Below are 19246 nucleotides of genomic sequence, written 5' to 3'. Positions count from 1 at the left end.
TTGATACATCGCTGAAAGCTTTCCGGAACCATACGCCTAGCGTATGGTTTTCTTTTCACAATAAAAACCCTCAGACCATCAGTCAAAGGGATTCATTCCATTTTTTATTTTATTTAAATTACTTTCATGTAATTTATATTCTTGATCTATTTGATTTTTGTACTCTTTCTCATATTTATCCAACATATCTTCTAAATTTTGAATCCGAAGTTGCGCTTGACGTTTTATCTGTATTTCTTCCATTTCACTATTTATTTTAGATAATTCTTCTTCTAACTTTTTACGTTCGGTTTGTGCAGCATAGGAATTATCAGAAGCTAACAAATCAATTTTAGATTGAAGGCCACTCATTTCTCGCAATAAATCTCCAATTAACTTTTCGTATTCATAATCACTATAGTAACCTACTGGACTTTCTCTTCTGATTTGCTTAATTTTATTTTCTATTGAATTTACGTATTCGTCCTTCTTTTCTTTTATTTCACCTATTGCCTTTTGATGTCTATCATACTCATTGTTTAGTAACTCAATTTTAGATGGCTCTTCAATTTTTGGTTCTTCATTTTGTACCTCTTGTTCTGCCCTTTCCGCTATTTTCCACTTTAGGGAGCCCTCCAGTGGTTTATCTGTAAAAAAGTTATCGTCTGCGTATTCTATAAAAAAGGGGCTCTCAGATTTCAAAAATTTAAAAGTATAGGATCGGTCGATTTCTTGACCTGGATAAAGGTTATTAAAAAATCCATATTGCGGTTCCGAATTGCCGTTTTTAAAAAAAATTTTAAATCCTGTTGAAGTAATTACCTGGTCCTTAGTATCATTTTTTTCTGTATAATTGATTGTAACTGAGTTATGACCCTCATGTTCTGTAAAATCTATACTATTTATTCTTACAGTCATTTTATTATCAGGTGAAACATAATTAGTGTTTATTTCAAGGAACTTATATTTCTCTAATTCGGATTCTACTACCACAACGATTAAAGCAGTAACATCAGCTCCTTTAATTTTACCAATTAATTCATAAGTCCCTGTTTGTGTGAAATCAAACTTTTCAGTATCCCACTTTACAGCTACGTCATCATTTTTTCCATTATTGTAAGTTACTGTTACTGTTTCTGGAAGAACTACTTTTTCACCCTTGGTAACAACAATATCGTTAATCGGGTGTACTTTCACTATTGTTGTATCTTTTAAATCACCAGTGACTTGCATAGTCCTATACAAGAAAGTAGCAAATTGACCTCTTGTTACCATTTGATTTGGTCGAAAATCTTTTAATTGATTGGTAATTTCAAGATTAGCCAGTATTTGAAGATTAGCTTGATGTGAAGGATCTACATTTTTAAGATTTACCTTCACGTTTTTATCGTTATTATTTATTTTGTCTAAATGAAATGCCCTAACAAGTACGGATGCCATCTGCTCCCTCGTTAGTGGCTTCTTATCATTGAAGTATCCATTACTACCCTTAAAAATACCTGCTTCGTATGTAGCTGCAATTTCATTAGCATAATCATGTGAAGAATTAATGTCTTTAAAGTTTTTAAGGATTTCTTTCACATCTTTCGGCACTGGTAATTCCAACGCTCTTTTAAACAGGACTGCTGTATGTATTCTTGATATTTCTTTATCAGGTCTATACTCTTTTGTTCCATCCTTTAATGTATAGCCATTAATAATATTTTTTTCTGTAAGATGCATTATTCCCTCATAGTGCGAATTGTTTTGATTTACATCAGTGAACGTTGTTTCTGCACTAACATCTGATACTAAAAAAGTGAACAAAAAAAGTGAACATAATGAAACTATAAAACTAATTTTCTGCAATATCTTTCACTCTCCTTTTTTAGAATAATCTAACTCAATAAATATTTTAAATTAATAGTACCATATCGTTAACCTAATTGGTAGTATTTACCTATTAAAAAGGTATTGTTCGACTAATCGAATGTGTAATGGGAAACCCACTGTATCAGAAAATTGACAGGAACCAATCATTGCAAAAAGTTAGTCATTTGATGCGATTAAAAAAGTTTTATGCAACGCTACCGATTTCAACATGTAATAAAGGTTTTTCCCATTGCTTAACGGGAATATATCCCATAAAAGGTCACTTGTAGCGATTACGCTAAAGTGACCTTTTATAATAGATGCTAAAAACTTACCTGATTGTAGGCACCGTCACAATTTATAGTAATTAGGATTGATACATAACTCTTCGCTTGAATTCCTCGTATCGAAAACGGCTTTTGCGTGTAAGGCGATTTCCTTGTAGTCAAAGGCCGTATGGTTCGTGGCGATAAGAACCAAATCTGCCCGTTCCAGCATATCTGCTGTTATGGCGGGCTCGGGAAAAACCTTTCTATCTTTAAACGAGAATTCGTTAATATGCGGATCGACCACCGTCCACTTTGCCCCGCCATTATCAAGCTTGTCCAATATAGGAAAGACCGGCGATTCCCGGCAGTCGTCGATATCTTTTTTATAGGCGACGCCCAGAATTAAAATGTGAGAACCATTTAGCGCTTTTCCATCCTTATTTAATATTTCCATCACCCTTTTGATGACATAGTCCGGCATGTCATTGTTGATCTCGCCTGCTATTTCGATCAGCTTTGTATGATAGCTGTACTCCCTGGCTTTCCATGTTAAATACCATGGGTCTATCGGAATGCAATGCCCCCCGAGCCCCGGGCCGGGATAAAACGGCATAAATCCATACGGCTTTGTTGCCGCCGCATCAATGACTTCCCATACGTCAATCCCCATTTTGTTGCAGAGGATCGCCATTTCATTCACAAGGGCAATGTTAATGTTACGGAACGTATTTTCCAATACTTTTTCCATTTCGCCGACTGCAGGGCTTGAAACCCGGTGGACCTTTCCCTCCAGGACATTTTCGTACATTGCGGCAGCCACTTGCGTACAGTTCTCCGTTACCCCGCCTACCACCTTTGGTGTATTTTTCGTGTTGAATTGCTTATTGCCCGGATCGACTCGTTCCGGTGAATAGGCTAAAAAGAAGTCAACGCCGCAAGTAAGGCCGGATTTCTCTAATATAGGCTTCAGAAGTTCTTCTGTTGTCCCCGGATAGGTTGTGCTTTCAAGAACGACAAGCATGCCTTTTTGCAAATGTGCGGCGATTTCATTTGCTGAGTTTTCAACATAGGATGTATTTGGCTGTTTATACATGTCTAATGGTGTCGGCACACAGATCGCTACGGCATCAACTTCCCTAATGAAGGAATAATCAGTGGTGGCTTTTAATCGCTGATGTTTAACGATTTCTGCCAAATCCTCGTCAACCACATCCCCAATATAATTAATCCCTTCGTTAACTTTTCTTACACGCTCTTCCTGAATATCAAAGCCTATGACGCGATAGCCTGCCTTTGCTTTTTCAACAGCTAGCGGAAGGCCAACATAGCCAAGGCCGACAACCCCTATGACTGCTGTTTTATGATTGAGTCTATCCATTAGCTTTTTTACAAATAGATTATCTGCTATTTCGGAAGTTTTCATATGCTGTCTCCTGTCCTGATTGCGATGGGCTGGTTTTTTTCGGCAGAACGGTAAAAAGCCAGGGCGAGTTCTAATGCCTTTCTGCCTTCTTCGCCTGAAACAGCCGGTGTTGCATCTTGTTTCACCGCTTCGATCATCTCTTCAATAATGCGCTGATGTCCCGGTACACCCCATGGATCAGCTTCAATCTTAACTTTCAAAGCATGTGCCTCCTCTTCTGGCATTCCGTCGATCCTTATATGCTCCAAATAAACGGCATTCGGCCCGCCTATTTTCACCGTTCCTTTTTCACCGAAAATCGTAATGGACTCCTCGAAATTTTTTGGATATACAGTTGTCGACGCTTGTACGAGTCCAAGTGCCCCTGACTTAAAGCGGACAAGTCCATTTGACACATCTTCAGCCTCAATTTTTCTAATTCGGGTTGCTTGCATACTATAAACTTCTTCTGCCTCACCCATAAACCAAAGCAACAAATCAACGTTATGTATCGCTTGGTTTAATAATGCACCGCCATCAAATTCCTTCGTTCCGCGCCACGCCGCTTGGTCATAGTATTCTTGATTTCGATTCCAATTGACCATTGCATTGGCATGGCTTATTTTTCCAAGCAAGTGATGATCCATTATTTTGCGGAGCTCTTGTACAGCCGGACGGTAGCGATTCGGATGTACGATCGACAGCTTCACTTGATTCATATGGCAGGCTTCAATGATTTGATCGGCTTCTTCCAATGTCATGGCAATTGGTTTTTCAAGTATAATATGCTTTTTTGCATGGGCGGATTGAATGGCGATAGGAGCGTGTGAACCCGTCGGCGTACATATACAAACGATATCTATGTTTTCCTTTTGAAACATTTCATTCATCTCTTCGTAAGCCCTTGCCCCGTATTCCTTCACATAAAACATCATATTCTCCGGTATTTTATCGCATACTGCAACCAATTTGGCTCCTTCTATTTCCCGAATTGAATGAGCATGTTTTTTTGCGATAAAGCCGCAGCCAATAATTGCAAAGTTCATCTTAATCCTTCTTTCTAACGATTAAATCTTTTTATTGTTGGATGCGATTTGCATTTTCTTAAAGTATAATGCTTATAGAAAGTACTCAACAATTTTTGAGCATTGTCTCCATTATTATACAGGATTTTTATAAAGGGGAATAATCAATGAAGCGTATAACGATGTTAGATCTCTCGGAACAATATCACTCAATGAGAGGCGAAGTGCTGGAAACGATTGATAACGTACTCAGTTCGTCCCAATACATATTAGGCGATCACGCAAAGAAATTGGAAGATGATCTTGCACATTACAGCCACACAGCGTATGGGATTGGTGTGGGGAACGGGTCAGATGCGCTGCATATCGCCCTCCAAGCTGCCGGTATCAAAGAGGGAGATGAAGTCATTACTGTGCCATTTACCTTTTTTGCTACAGCCGGGTCCATTGCAAGGGCCGGGGCTGCCCCGGTTTTTGTCGATATTGACCCTGCTACGTTCAATATGGATGCAGCAAAAATTGAACAAGCGGTAACAGACAAAACAAAAGCAATTATGCCTGTTCATTTATACGGCCAGATGGCTGATATGAAAGAAATTATGGACATTGCTCAAAAATACAACTTGATTGTTATTGAAGATGCAGCCCAGGCAATAGGTGCGGAATATTACGGAAAAAAACCGGGTGAACTTGGCACAGCTGCTGCCTATAGTTTTTTCCCTACAAAAAACTTAGGTGCATATGGTGACGGCGGGATGATTGTTACATCCGATCGCGCGCTGGCAGAAAAGAGCCGTATTCTTAGAGTTCACGGCAGCAAGCCAAAATATTTCCATCATATTTTAGGGTATAACAGCCGTCTTGACGAATTGCAAGCGGCTATTTTGAACGTTAAATTTAAGAAGTTAAATGAATTCAACTCAATGCGCCGGGCTCATGCATCTTACTATACAGAGCACCTCAATGAACTATCGCCCCATTACGTGAAAACGCCAATCGAAAAGGAAGGCAATTACCACGTATACCATCAATACACGTTAAGGGTTGAACATCGTGATGAGTTACAAAGCTACTTGAAAGAAAAAGGGATCGATTCCATGGTTTATTACCCAATCCCACTGCATGTACAGCCTGTTTTTAAAAGTTTAGGCTACCAAGAGGGCGACTTCCCAGAAGCAGAAAAGGCGGCAAAAGAAGTTTTGTCCCTACCCATATACCCTGAATTAGCAGAAGAAGACTTGACATATATCGTTAAAACGATGAAAGAATTTTATCACTCCAAATCATGAGGATTGCATCTCCAAATTTTAACCGCTTTAGGAGGCCATGTAATGAACGACGTAACAAAAGGGAATCATGTTACCATTGAAGAAAATGTAACCTTCGGAAAAAATGTCACAATCGGTCATAACGTTGTCATTTATAAAGGGACCTGCATTGGAGACAATGTCACTATTCAGGATAATGCCGTAATTGGCAAACAGCCTACTCGTGCTAAAATATCAATCTTGCCAGCAACGGATGATTTGCCGCCTTCTGAAATCGGTTCAGGCGTCACCATAGGAACATCATCAATTATTTATGCGCATTGTAAAATTGGCGACAATGTATTTATTGCTGATTTAGCCACCGTAAGAGAACGTGTTTCAATCGGTGATTATACAATTATTGGGCGTGGGGCTGCTGTTGAAAATGACTGTGTTGTCGGAGAGTACTGTAAATTAGAGACGAACTGTTATATTACGGCCTACTCTAACATAGGGGATTATGTATTTGTTGCACCAGGGGTAATTACAACGAATGATAATTTTATGGGAAGAAGCAAGGAACGACTTGATAAATTCAAAGGGGTAACAGTAGAAACAGGCGGAAGGATTGGGGCAAACGCAACGATACTGCCGGGAAAAACGATTAAGGCAGATGGGACAATTGCAGCAGGAAGTGTTGTTACAAAAGATGTCGAGAAAGAAAGCTTAGTCATGGGCTCGCCTGCAAAGGAAGTTTCGAAAGTAAACGGCAACCAATTACTAAGAAATCAAGAGTCATAAAATGAAAACGATCTGGATCATTAATCATTATGCAAAACCTTATGAAGGACGACACTATAAGTTTGCCGAAAAACTAAGCAAAAAAAACTATCGTGTCAAAATTATTTGTGCAAGCACTTCCTATCCTGAAATCAAGCAAACTTTTTCAGCTAAACAAACGCGTCAGAACCAAGAAATAAATGGGATTTTATTTTCCTTTATTAAGGCAAGGGATTACAATGGCAATGGGAAAGACAGGTTAAAAAATATATTGGAGTTCTCTTTTCGAGCATATCAACATGAAAGAAAAGAAAAGCAACAAAAGCCTGATGTAATCTATGCATCGTCTGTCCATCCGTTGAACTGGGTTATAGGGTACGCATTAGCTAAAAAATATCATTCGAAATTAATCATTGAGACACGCGACTTATGGCCGGAAACTTTAATTCGAATGGGACGAATAAAAGAAAAAAGTCTCATCGCAAAAGCATTGTACACATTAGAGAGGTTTATGTACCAAAGAGCAGATCATTTAATCTTTACGATGCCTGGCGGCGGGAAATATTTGGAAGAACATGATATTCCATATAAACGTGTAAGCTACATTAATAATGGGGTAGATTTAGAAGAATTCAATGCCCATTTACAAAACTTTAAATTTCATCTGGACAAAAAGCCCGGTACATTTAATGTTGTCTATGCGGGTTCAATGGGAATCGCAAATGCACTTGATCAAATACTTGAAGCCGCTAAAATATTCAAAGATAAAAAGGACAACACGGTACAATTCCATTTTTTCGGAGATGGTTATAAAAAAGATGAGCTCCTTCAATTTGCGGCAGAGAATAATTTATCAAATGTTACATTTTATGGAAAAGTTGAAAAGAAATTTATTCCGTCTATTTTAAGCCAAGCAGATTTGAATATTGTGACAAGCCAAAACTTATCAATTTATAAGTATGGCGTGAGTTTGAATAAGCTGTTCGACTACTTTGCTGCCGGCAAACCGATTTTGTCGAACATCCCGACACCATTTAATAAAATAGAGGCGTATGGCTGCGGAATAACAGTGGAACCGGATTCACCTGAAGCACTTACTAAAGCAATTATTGAAATAAGTACATCAAGCTCAAAACAATATGATACGTATTGCAAGAATTGTTTAGAGGCGGCTAAACAATTTGATTTCAAAGAGCTGACGGCTAAGCTAGAAACAGTAATCAATAATTTGGGATAAGTAAATTCAAAAAAACTTCCCTGTACCTTCAGGGAAAACACGAAAGTTAGCCTCACGCCAATCTTAAGCTAATTTGAAAAGGAGCTCATCTAATTTGAAAAAAGCGTTAATTATATTAGGGACAATTGCCGGGGTAATTGCACTAGCTTTTGGGGGATATGCCTTTTACTTGTATAAGTCGATCACAGATACAGCTTCACATATTCATGAGCCCATCGATCGTGGCAGTTCCGACAAGCGAGCAGAACAAATTAATACGAGCAGCCAAGATCCGATTTCATTTCTATTGCTCGGTGTCGACGAACGCCCTGGCGACCGCGGGCGTTCTGACACAATGGTCGTGATTACCGTTAATCCGAAAAAAGAATCGATGATTATGTTTAGCATTCCGCGTGATACGCGAACAGAAATCATTGGCCGCGGTTCGGAAGATAAAATCAACCACGCCTATGCGTTCGGCGGTTCGCAAATGTCGGTGGAAACTGTGGAAAACTTCCTTGACATTCCAATTGATTATTACGTGAAAGTGAATATGGAAGCATTTAAAGAGATTGTTGATGCGGTCGGCGGGGTAACAGTAGATAATAAACTTGCATTTAAGAGTGGGGGCTATCAATTTTCTGAAGGCTCGGTTGATTTGGATGGAGATGCCGCGCTCGCTTATTCAAGAATGCGCAAAGGCGACCCGAAAGGCGACCTTGGACGAAACGAACGGCAGCAGCAAATTATTAAAGCCATTATTAAAAAAGGGGCAAGCCCTAAAATGATAACGAAATTCAATGACGTCTTAGGAACGTTGGAAACAAATGTAAAAACAAACTTAACCTTCGATGAAATGAAAGCCATCCAGAAAAATTACCGGGCGGCTCTCGGCAATACAGAGCAATTTGAAGTAAAAGGCTCAGGAACGAAAATCAATGGTATTTACTACTATATCGTCTCAGATGAAGAGAAAAATGAAATTACTGCAAAATTGAAAGAGCATTTGGAGATTGACTGACAGCGCGATTGGCTTGCGCTGTTTTTTTATGGGGTTAATTAAACGTTTGATTACCAGTCAGATGGGAGTTAATATTTGACGGAATTCTCGGATAATTTTACAATGGACAGGAAAGTAAATTTAACTGGAGGGGGATTTATAAATGAATGAAGACATGCTATTTACGATATTTGAAAAAGCGAGGAAAAATACGTTGGGGGCCGCAAAGAAAATTGCTGAGAAAAACCCAACTATTGTTGATGTGATTCCTGAAGGGTTCAACAACAATATTCGCTGGAACTTAGGACATATTGCCGCGATTTGCGATCAGCTTATGAATTTTCCTGCTGGAGAAAAACCTTTACTGCCGAAGCCATTTAATCAATCTTTTTCAAATGGCACAAGCCCCAAAGACTGGAACGATGAAACGCCTACATACGACGATATTGTCCAAGCGCTTGAAGCACAGCCCCAGCAATTGAAAGAAAGATATGCCGGCAAATTGTCAGATCCGCTTCCTAAGCCTTTCTCACTCGTTGGCATCGATTTTCAAACGGTGGGCGACTTGCTTGTCTTCGTCACATATCATGAAGGCATGCATCAGGGGACAATCGGAGCACTTCAAAAAGTTGCAAAATAATTACTTTGAAAAAACGTTAGCCCATTGAAGAGCTAACGTTTTTTGTGCATTCTAATTAATCGTTTGGATCAAAGCTTCTTCTCATTTAATTCCATCAACATCTCTTTAACAGTATGATTATGGTAAATCGTCATTAAAATAATTATGAAACTAAAGATGCTTGATAAGACAGAACTCACTGTAAGTATTCGATTTGTTTGCATATTATCACCACTTTTTCAATTAGTTTGTCTCTCGTTTTAAAAGTTATTCGATGATGTTGCAAACGTCTCGCGCCTTCGCCATTAAAAAATTTTATTCGGATTCATGATGTTGTTCGGATCAAGCACAGCTTTAAATTTTTTCATGACTTCAAGTGCTGGGCCGTGTTCTTTTTCTTGGTATTTCTGCTTGCCTATTCCGACTCCGTGTTCTCCAGTGCATGTTCCGCCTCTTGCCAGGGCGTATTCCACGATGCATTCATTAAGTATTTCAGATTTTTGTATTTCTTCTTTATTATTTACGTCAATCATAAGCAGGATATGGTAGTTGCCATCCCCAACGTGCCCGACGATTCCGCCGACAAGGCCTGATTCTTCGACGGCTTTTCTTGCGTCTTTAATGGCGCCGGCGAGATGTGAGATCGGAAGGCAGACGTCGGTTACCATCAGTTTCTTTCCGGGGTTGCCATGAATGTATGCGTAAGCGGCATTATGCCTTGCTTCCCAAAGCTGGTTCCGTGCGGCTGTGTCTGTTTCGAATTCGATTGCTGTGCAGCCGTTGTCCAGGACGATGTCTTTTGTAAATTCGATGTCTTGCTTTAAGCCGGCTTCATTGCCGTGAAATTCGAGAAAAAGGGTTGGCTGTTCGTTATAGTTTGTTTCACTGTAGAGATTGACTTCTTTCATTGAAAATGCATCTAACAGTTCGACTCTTGCGATAGGGATTCCGGCTTGCAAAATGCCGACAACCGCATTGACCGCATCGTCAACGGTTGAAAAGGATGCTCTTGCCGCCATGATATGTTCCGGAATGCCATACACTTTGAGCGTCAGCTCTGTTATGCATCCGAGGGTGCCTTCTGAACCGACAAAGATTCCATTCAAATGGTAACCTGACGATGATTTCTCAGCGAGATTGCCTGTATGGATGATTTCCCCTTCTGGGAGGACAACTTCAAGGTCGCGGACTTGGTCGCGCATGATGCCATATTTTACTGACGTTGTTCCGCTAGCATTTGTTGCTGCCATGCCGCCAAGTGTTGCATCTGCACCTGGGTCCACTGTGAAAAACAGGCCGTACTTTTTCAATTCTTTATTCAACTGTGAACGGGTGACGCCTGGCTGAACTTTAACGAGAAAATCATTTTCCCTCACTTCAAGTACTTTGTTCATGAGTGAGAAGTCGATTGACATGCCTCGGTTAGGCGGAATGACATGCCCTTCCAAGCTGGAACCGAGCCCGAACGGTATAACTGGTGTTTTGTATTGATTCGCAAGCTTGATCACTTCACTCACTTCTTCGGCACTCTCTGGAAACACAACAACCTCCGGCAAACGTGGCGTATGATACGACTCGTCCCGGCTATGCTGATCCAAAATGGTTTCATTCGTTGTGACACGGTCAGGTGCAAGCTTCTCTTTCAATTCCTCAATGAGATTCACATTAAACAGCTCCTACATACGTATTTATTTTGCTTATAATATGCCTATCCGAAAAGAAATTCAACTTAATCAAACGTTTAATTAATTCTACCATACCATGCAAAAAACCAGCTTAATCGCTGGTTTTAGTGTAATCGCTTTACGCCTAAGTACCTTGGTTTCCAGTAGCTGTTGTTCATGTCAGTGATTGTCACGCCTGTTGATGTGCCAGCCTGGATAAATTTATTGTTTCCTATGTATATGCCTGCATGGGAAGGCCCTTTATTATACGTTTCATAAAATACAATGTCGCCTACCTGCGGTTTGCTGACGTCTTTTCCTGCGTTCCACATTTGTGAAACGGTGCGCGGAAGGTTCACATTTTGCTTTTTAAAGACGTATTGGATAAAACCACTGCAGTCGAAGCCTTTTGGTGTCGTTCCTCCCCATACGTAAGGAACGCCAATATAGGCAGATGCATCAGCAACGAGATTCATGACATTAAAAGAAGAACCTTTGACTGCCTCCGTATCTTTTCCGTTTAATACATTATTAAGTTTGTTTAATGTTTCAGGCCCTGCGGCCCCGTCCACAGATAATCCGTGAGCGCGTTGGAAGTTCGTCACGGCTTGGGCAGTAATATCACCGTAAAAACCGGTTGCATTTGCGGAGAAAAAGCCGAGGCGCTTTAAATTGCTTTGGAGCTGTGCCACAGCTTGTCCCGCCGATTCTTTTTTCAAGACGGATGAACTTGGGGACGGTGCAGAACTTTCTTCTGACGGAGTAGCTTCGGGCTTGCTGGCAGGTTTTGAAGCAGCCTTTCCATTTTTAAGGGCGGAAAGTGTTTCAGGCCCCGCAATGCCGTCTACTTCAAGGCCATTTGCTTGCTGGAAGCTCCTCACAGCTTGAGCGGTCAATGGGCCATAGATGCCATCGACTGCCGACGCATGGTAGCCTAGCTGCTTAAGGCCGTTTTGAAGATTTGTCACAGCTTGTCCTTTCGAATTGATTCGAAGGATTGTTGAATTTGTTGATGATGGCTGTTCCGATGCTAAAGGCGTTGCCGCTGTTGGACCATTTGAACCTTCAAGCGCTGAAAGTGTCTCCGGCCCAACAATACCGTCTACTTTTAGCCCTTTTGCTTTCTGGAAATTCCGAACCGATTGTGCTGTTTGTGAACCATAGATACCGTCAACGGCTGCCGTATGGTATCCAGCTGCTTGGAGTTTGTTTTGCAGATTGGTAACGTCTGGCCCTACTGAACCGATTCTTAGAAGTTTATTCGAAGAACCGTTTTCCTCAGGGGCTTCTTTTGAAGATTTTACGTTGCTTTCCATCAACGCTTGAAGCGTTGCTTTATCCGCAATTCCTGTCCTAGGCAAATTGGCATCTGCTTGAAAGCGAACGAGCGCCTCTTTCGTAATTGATCCGAAATAGCCTGTCGACGTTTCATATGTAAAATAACCTTTGCTTTTCAGTATGTCTTGCAATTCTTTTACATCATTATCGCTCGTTCCTTCTTTTAACGTTCGATCTCCCAGAGCCGCCTCCCCGATTGACGGAGCCGCAAATATCGCTCCTGCCGCAAAAGCTGAAGAAATGACAAGCTTGCTTGTCCACTTATTCGCCAATTTTTAGTTCCCCCTCCCTATAGATTTTGTTTAAAAAAGCAGAAGTTTCATCATGTTTCTACCTATTTTACTATAAATAGGTAATTGTTTCATAGGTTCATACATTACATTTGTGTTACGAAGATATCATTTTCATAACAAAATAGGTCTATTATACTATTTTTACTTTGTTTTATAACAGATGGTTGATTTTTGAAAGATGTTATAATACACTATGAATAACAAAAAAACACGGAGGGATTTACAATGACGAGAAGCCCATTAGAATTCTTTAGAAATATGCCAAAGAAAAGATGTACAGAATGTGGCAAGGAAATGGAAGAAATGCATGAGTCTTACATGAATGAGTGCGAGCATTGCCTACGCAATGCCGTTGAATAAGAAAAAGCGCTGACGCGTTATGTGAAATTGGTTGAAATTGGCAATGCCCTTTCTTAATTGGAAGTTAGAAATAAGAAGTGGGAAATCGGCGAGAAATTGTTAGAGGCTAACTTTTTGCTTAGCAAAAATTTACCTTTTTCAATCTTATAGAAATCTCCAGTTTATGCACACACACACAAAGAAACAGCCTTGATATCAGGGCTGTTTCTTTATGTATTCGTACAGTTTATTGATACGTGAGCACAGCAGCGCCCAGTGTTTTTGCGGCGATAAGCATGGCTTTTTCATCAATTGAAAACTTAGGATGGTGATGCGGATACGCAATATCCCATTCCGGATCTGCCGCGCCAACAAAGAAAAATGCGCCGGGAACGTGTTTGACATAATACGCGAAGTCTTCGCCACCCATGTGAGGCTCAACGATTTCGACGTCTGTTACACCGGGTACTTTTTTCGCTGTCTCCAAAATGAATGCCGCTTCTTTTTCATGGTTTACGAGTGTTGGATAACCTCTTGTAAACTTGTATTCAAAGCTGGCGTCAGCAGCGATGCACGTCCCTTCGGTGATTTTCCCAATTTCCTTTTCAATCAATGATCTCGTTTTTTCATGAAATGTCCGTACGGTTCCAGTGAGTTTTGCTTTGTCCGCTATGATGTTAAACCCGTTGATAGCTTCGAAAGATGCAACGGTAACGACCGCTGGATCAAGCGGGTTGACGCGGCGGCTTACGATTTGCTGCAAATTCATGACGAGCTGGGAAGCGATAATGATAGCGTCTTTCGTTACATGTGGATTTGCTCCATGCCCGCCCTTCCCTTGAATCGTAATGTCGAATCGATCGGCAGCCGCCATAATGGGGCCGGATTTCGACGAAACGAGCCCGTACGGGTCTGTCGACCATAAATGTGTGCCAAAGATGGCGTCAACGCCGTCTAAACACCCGTCTTCGATCATCGCGATGGCCCCGCCTGGCGGAACTTCTTCGGCGTGCTGATGAATGAACACGATGGTCCCTTCGATTTCATCTTTCATTGCGTTCAATACTTTCGCAAGGACGAGAAGCTGTGCGGTATGGGCGTCATGCCCGCATGCATGCATCACACCGTCGACTTTGGAGCGGTAAGGGACGTCCCGCTCTTCCTGGATTGGAAGCGCGTCAAAGTCTGCTCTCAGTGCAATCGTTTTCCCCGGCTTTCCCCCTTTTAGCTTCGCGACAACGCCTCTTCCCCCGACATTTGTCTTTACTGCGTGGCCTAATTTCTTATGGTACGCTGCGATGTATTTCGGCGTTTCCACTTCCTTGAAAGATAGTTCAGGATGCTGATGGAGATATCTGCGAATCTCGACCATTTCCTCGTAGTGGCGATCAAGCAGCGAATACAATGTTTCCACAAAATCCCCCTCTTTCCATGGTATTCCCATTAAGCGCGTGTTCAAAAAGGTGCTGAATCAGACGCAAGCAAGGCAACTACGCTGAGAAAACTTCTAGCCGCCTTGCACCGAGAAAGCCTACTTCGAAGCATAGGCTATTAAGGCGCAGGCGCGATCAGGGATATACCACAGAGTACAACTCACGATAGCTCTCTCTACTTGCTCGCAGTCTCAGTATGAAAAACCGACGGAATGTACGTTTTTTGGTACATGAGTAAGGTTTTTTAACCCGTAACGAAGAGATGCGCCGCGGATTTTCGCAACCTTTTTGAACAACCTTATTAAGGACTGGTTCCTATTATTTTACCATCAAAACCATTATAATAGTATCAAACGATGACGAAGGTGGCTTTACTAATGCTTCAAAAAGAAGTAACGAAAGAACAAGTCATGCATATGGCGGAAGAATTGCTACATATGCTTGATCCTAAATTTGATACCGAACGTTTTGATCATGGCTTCAGCCTGTATCGGAATGGCAATGTCTATAATACAGAAGTGAAGGACAATACAATCAAGGCAACTGTTTTTGACGATCATCCGGTCGCTGTTGAACTTGATTTCGACTTTTTCCTTATGAGCGAGTGTGAGGCTGATGACTCCATTCCTTGCGCCCATAAAATTGCCGTCTTTTTATATGTGTATTCGAGTTTTGCCACTGTCGGCGAATTTATTTACAAGTGGAATGAGTTAAAAGAAAAAACAGAAAAAAAGCAACAGAAGCAACAAGTTAGACAAACGCCAAATCCATTGCCCGCACCTAACGTTCCTTCTGATTCGCTTTCCGATTGGCTTGCTTTCTTTGATCATCAATATGAAAATTTTCTCATTTTGAAGCAACGCGAGGTTTCTTTTTACAATGAAAATGCAAAGCATGGATATATCGTGGAGAAAATGCCGTCAACTTATTACGATTCCCTCATACGAAACAGCCCGAATGATGTGAGGCTGAAATTGATCTATACCATCCATGCGGCGGTTACTGTCATCGCGAAAATGTTGAATTACATAAAAAGCAATCATGTGGAATGGACGAGCGGCCATTTTGTTTATATGCCTTTAGAAAAGCTAAGGAAAGAAATTGAGGCGGCCACTGAGCAACTTGAAAAATACACGTTGTCGAAGAGGCACCTTCAGCTGCTTGAGGAAAGCATCGAACGCTTCGATGTCCTTTTAGAAAACGATGAGGAATTCCTCGATCTGAGCTTATACATCTACCGTACCATTTGGGCGACATTGCTTAACGAGAAAAACTGGATAAAAAAGCACGAAAAGAAAGTAAAAGACCGATTGGCGGGGATTGAAAAAACAGCGGGAGAGGAAAGCCTTGTTGTTCCCTTTCAAATTGCACTTACCCATTTTGCCTTTTTATTAGAAGATGACAAACTTGCAATGAAACGCGCCGAGAAGCTCCCGAAAGGGTATATTAGTACGTTTTTTTATATGATTGAATACACATTTTTTATGAAACAGCCTGAAAGAATGATCGTTTGGCTCGATTTTACAAAAAGTAAGCTCACACCTTTTCTTACGCAGGAAGGGCAATACAGGGCGAAGCGGGAGTACACTGATTTTCTTTTACACTATTATAATGTGTATGGTGAATTTGTACAGTCGGATAGCGCTTATGTAACTGCGATGAAAGAAATGCTGCCGTACAGCTTTTACGAATATAACGACTACCTGCTTCACATGGAAAAATACAAAGACTGGGCGGAGCTCCAGCTGTTGGTTGGTTTTCAGCCGGAGGCTTACAGCCAGAAAGACCTAAGAAAAATAGAATTGGCGGATCGTACGTTCCTTCTTCCTCTCTATCATCAAGCAGTCCAACAAGCCATCTCTGAAAAGAATCGCCAAGCATACAAGCTTGCAGTGAAAAGGCTTAAAAAACTGCGGACCCATTACCGCCAGCTAAAAAAAATGAATTTATGGGATCGGTACATTGCACTGATTGCGAAAAAACATAAACGATTGCGTGCGTTTCAGGAGGAACTGAAGAAAGGAATGCTCATCAATGATTAAAGAAAAAACCATCACACTCCAGGCCGATTTTATGGAGGACGGACAATGTTTCATATGGGCAGAAACCAAAGACCATTTCGCCATTCCGGTTGAATCCTGGGTACACCACGCTTTCGCTTGGCATGAGGAGACGTTTTTCGGCTCGGTTCTTGAAGAAACCGTTATCGACGGAAAAACAGGCGTACGCTTGTCGCCTTGGACAGCACTTGATTTCTTTGCCCGTGCTCCACAGTCTTCGCTTTTGGACATTACACTCGGCAACAAGGCGATCCTGTATCGTGCTGCTGCAAAGAAACTTTTTCAAGCGATCGAGGAAGGGGCCTTTCTCCCGGATTTTGAAAAGTGGAAAGAAGGCAAATTTGGCTGGAAGCTTTCGGAAAACAAACTTGAAAACGAATGGCTGACAGCTGCGCTCTATGACCTGTTTGAGAAAGAGAATGAGTTGCAAACGGCTTGGACAGCACTAACTGAACAGTATCCGCTGATCAAATCTGAGAATAAGGGCATATTCGGGTTTAATGAAACCTTTTGGCTTGAAAGAATCGGTTGGCGAAAAGACGATTCACCGTTTACTGTCGGGCTTCGTTTAACCGAACCTGAAGAAGATGAAGAGGATTGGGTGCTTGAAATTCTCCTTCGCGGAAAAGCAAATGCTGATCAAGTTGTTGTCTGGAACGGCGACGAAAGCGCCTTGCCGAAAAATTGGAAAGGCTCACTTGGCCGGATTCAAACGGAAAGCAATACGTGGTTTCAAACCGCGCCATGGCTCAAGGGTGACAATAATAGCATCAGGACAACGCTTAGTGAAGCGGAAGCATGGCTTTTCTTAACAGAGACGAGTTTGGCGCTTGCCGAAATCGGAACGGAAGTGCTGCTGCCGTCATGGTGGAAAGACCTCCAAGAAAACAGCCTGAAATTAAAAATTCAAGTAAAATCATCTGTCGGGCAATCTCAAAACTCATTCGTTGGGCTTGATCAGCTGATTGATTTTGATTGGAAAGTTGCAACAGGCGGCCTTGAGCTATCCGAGGAAGAATTTCGTGCCCTTGTTGATAATAATCGGAGATTAATTAACATCCGGGGAAAATGGGTGAGGCTTGACCCGAATTTTGTAAAGCAAATGCAGGCAGTTATGAAAAAAGTGAACGAAAGCGGGCTAACATTTGCCGATGTGCTTGCGAAGGAGCTGCTGCCGGAAGAAGATCGCGAACAGGCGGAGGAAGATGCTGTACTCCAAGGCATCACACTTGAGCTTAACCGCCATCTTAGAAAAATGATTAAACAGCTTACAGAAACGAAGCATTTACCAGAACAGCCTGTTCCAAAAGGATTAAACGGCGAACTTCGCCCTTATCAAAAGAAGGGCATGGAATGGCTGCTATTTCTTGAGCGCTACGGCCTTGGCGGCCTGCTTGCGGATGATATGGGGCTTGGGAAAACAGTGCAAACGATCGCATACTATTTGTCAGCGAAAGAGCAAGGTGCCAGACTTCCTATGCTCATCATTTGCCCGACGTCCGTACTCGGAAACTGGCACAAAGAGGTTGAACGGTTCGCGCCAGATTTGAATGTAAAGCTTCATTACGGTGCAAAAAGGGCGAATGTGGATACGTTTCCTGCTTTTTTAGATGGGGTTGATGTTGTCCTCACCTCCTACAACTTGGCGCATCTCGACGAAGAGGTGCTTACATCTGTCCACTGGCACGCTGTATGCCTTGATGAAGCACAAAACATTAAAAACACCTATACGAAACAAGCAAAGGCCGTAAAAAAATTAAAGGCAAACCACCGGATTGCGCTTACCGGCACACCAATCGAAAACCGTTTAACCGAATTGTGGTCAATTTTCGATTTCTTAAATCCCGGCTATTTCGGCAGCCTTAGCCATTTTCGCGAACATTATGTAAACCCAGTTGAAAGAGAAGAAGACAAACAGAAAATGAAAGACGTGCAGCAGCTTATCCGGCCGTTTTTCATGAGGCGTTCCAAACGCGATCCGGACATTGAACTGAACTTGCCTGACAAGCAGGAGCAGAAAGAATATTGCCCGCTGACCGCTGAGCAGGCTTCCCTGTACGAACAGACGATTGAGGATACGTTTAAGGAAATTGAAAAACGGAGCGGAATCGAGCGCCGCGGCGCCGTGCTATCGATGCTGACGAAGCTGAAACAAATTTGCAACCACCCTTCCCTCTTTTTAAAGGAGGAAAAAGCGGAAAATATCCTTTCAAGATCGCATAAAACTGAAAAGCTGGTTGATCTTGTTTCGGCAATCCGCGACCAACAGGAAAGCTGCCTTATTTTCACGCAATACATTTCAATGGGGAATATGCTGTCAACATTATTGGCTGACACGTTCGGAGAACCTGTGTCATTCCTGCATGGCGGCATCCAGAAGGAAACACGCGATAAAATGATTGAACGCTTCCAAAACGGAGAAGAAAAAATCATGATCCTTTCGCTAAAAGCGGGTGGAACAGGACTCAATTTAACAACAGCAAACCATGTCATCCATTACGATCGCTGGTGGAATCCCGCGGTCGAGAACCAGGCGACAGACCGCGCCCACCGCATCGGACAAAAGCGGTTCGTTCACGTCCACAAACTGATTACGACAGGCACGCTTGAGGAAAAAATTGACGAAATGCTTGAACGCAAGCAGTCACTAAGCGACGGCATCATTCAAAGTGAAAACTGGATTACCGAACTCCCGACAGAAGAACTTCGCGAATTGTTTGCATTGAGATAG

Annotated in this window: 15 protein-coding genes; 8 read left to right on the top strand and 7 right to left on the bottom strand. The window is 41.8% G+C overall.

All coding sequences use genetic code 11. From position 1 onward, the window contains the following. Positions 1-78 precede the first annotated feature (78 nt). The 3 genes from DCC39_RS15080 to DCC39_RS15070 all read right to left on the bottom strand — a co-directional run bounded on the left by DCC39_RS15080 (position 79) and on the right by DCC39_RS15070 (position 4547). On the bottom strand, positions 79-1785 hold the full coding sequence (locus DCC39_RS15080) for an S-layer homology domain-containing protein (RefSeq protein ID WP_276309930.1): 1707 nt from the start codon (positions 1783-1785) through the stop codon (positions 79-81). 396 nt (positions 1786-2181) lie between these two features. Next, positions 2182-3522 carry a nucleotide sugar dehydrogenase gene (locus tag DCC39_RS15075; protein ID WP_116555727.1) on the bottom strand — a complete coding sequence of 447 codons (1341 nt, stop codon included), beginning with the start codon at positions 3520-3522 and terminating at the stop codon, positions 2182-2184. After that, positions 3519-4547 (bottom strand): Gfo/Idh/MocA family protein, encoded by a 1029-nt coding sequence (locus DCC39_RS15070; RefSeq protein WP_116555726.1) that lies wholly within the window; start codon positions 4545-4547, stop codon positions 3519-3521. Before DCC39_RS15070 ends, DCC39_RS15075 begins: the two co-directional genes overlap by 4 nt. Positions 4548-4693: 146 nt before the next feature. Between DCC39_RS15070 and DCC39_RS15065 the strand changes: the two genes are divergently transcribed. The 5 genes from DCC39_RS15065 (at position 4694) to DCC39_RS15045 (ending at position 9409) form a co-directional block, all read left to right on the top strand. Next, positions 4694-5815, top strand: coding sequence for a DegT/DnrJ/EryC1/StrS family aminotransferase (locus DCC39_RS15065; RefSeq protein ID WP_240613667.1), 1122 nt, complete (start codon positions 4694-4696; stop codon positions 5813-5815). Positions 5816-5857: 42 nt separating this feature from the next. Continuing rightward, the gene (locus tag DCC39_RS15060; protein ID WP_116555725.1) at positions 5858-6574 is read left to right on the top strand and encodes an N-acetyltransferase; all 717 of its coding nucleotides are present in this window, start codon (positions 5858-5860) and stop codon (positions 6572-6574) included. 1 nt (position 6575) lies between these two features. After that, positions 6576-7790 (top strand): glycosyltransferase family 4 protein, encoded by a 1215-nt coding sequence (locus DCC39_RS15055; RefSeq protein ID WP_116555724.1) that lies wholly within the window; start codon positions 6576-6578, stop codon positions 7788-7790. Between the two features lie 94 nt (positions 7791-7884). Beyond that, positions 7885-8790 carry a polyisoprenyl-teichoic acid--peptidoglycan teichoic acid transferase TagU gene (gene tagU / locus DCC39_RS15050; RefSeq protein ID WP_133243494.1) on the top strand — a complete coding sequence of 302 codons (906 nt, stop codon included), beginning with the start codon at positions 7885-7887 and terminating at the stop codon, positions 8788-8790. 142 nt (positions 8791-8932) lie between these two features. Beyond that, positions 8933-9409: a DinB family protein gene (locus DCC39_RS15045; protein ID WP_116555722.1), complete on the top strand. Its 477-nt coding sequence runs from the start codon at positions 8933-8935 to the stop codon at positions 9407-9409. Positions 9410-9477: 68 nt separating this feature from the next. On the opposite strand, the gene DCC39_RS19695 is transcribed toward DCC39_RS15045, so the two are convergent. From DCC39_RS19695 to DCC39_RS15035, 3 genes are all read right to left on the bottom strand, one after another. Further along, the gene (locus DCC39_RS19695) at positions 9478-9612 is read right to left on the bottom strand and encodes a hypothetical protein (RefSeq protein ID WP_276309929.1); all 135 of its coding nucleotides are present in this window, start codon (positions 9610-9612) and stop codon (positions 9478-9480) included. A gap of 81 nt (positions 9613-9693) precedes the next feature. Continuing rightward, positions 9694-11052 (bottom strand): FAD-binding oxidoreductase, encoded by a 1359-nt coding sequence (locus DCC39_RS15040; protein WP_116555721.1) that lies wholly within the window; start codon positions 11050-11052, stop codon positions 9694-9696. 125 nt (positions 11053-11177) lie between these two features. Continuing rightward, entirely contained in the window at positions 11178-12662 is a 1485-nt protein-coding gene (locus DCC39_RS15035; protein WP_116555720.1) for a C40 family peptidase, read from the bottom strand. A 246-nt stretch (positions 12663-12908) separates the two neighbouring features. Between DCC39_RS15035 and yhfH the strand changes: the two genes are divergently transcribed. Further along, positions 12909-13043, top strand: a complete 135-nt coding sequence (gene yhfH, locus DCC39_RS15030) for a protein YhfH (protein WP_116555719.1) — start codon at positions 12909-12911, stop codon at positions 13041-13043. 226 nt (positions 13044-13269) lie between these two features. Here the strand turns inward: yhfH and DCC39_RS15025 are convergent, their stop codons facing one another. After that, positions 13270-14436: a M20 family metallopeptidase gene (locus DCC39_RS15025; RefSeq protein ID WP_276309928.1), complete on the bottom strand. Its 1167-nt coding sequence runs from the start codon at positions 14434-14436 to the stop codon at positions 13270-13272. Positions 14437-14832: 396 nt separating this feature from the next. Here DCC39_RS15025 and DCC39_RS15020 point away from each other — a divergent pair, with 396 nt between their 5' ends. Beyond that, the gene (locus tag DCC39_RS15020) at positions 14833-16497 is read left to right on the top strand and encodes a hypothetical protein (protein ID WP_116555717.1); all 1665 of its coding nucleotides are present in this window, start codon (positions 14833-14835) and stop codon (positions 16495-16497) included. After that, positions 16490-19246 (top strand): DEAD/DEAH box helicase, encoded by a 2757-nt coding sequence (locus DCC39_RS15015; RefSeq protein WP_116555716.1) that lies wholly within the window; start codon positions 16490-16492, stop codon positions 19244-19246. Before DCC39_RS15020 ends, DCC39_RS15015 begins: the two co-directional genes overlap by 8 nt.

The sequence above is a fragment of the Pueribacillus theae genome, assembly GCF_003097615.1.
In the GTDB taxonomy this organism is placed as follows: Bacteria; Bacillota; Bacilli; order Bacillales; family UBA6769; genus Pueribacillus; species Pueribacillus theae.
Note: the sequence above shows the minus strand (reverse complement) of the source record. Positions and strands in the feature narration are given on the sequence as shown.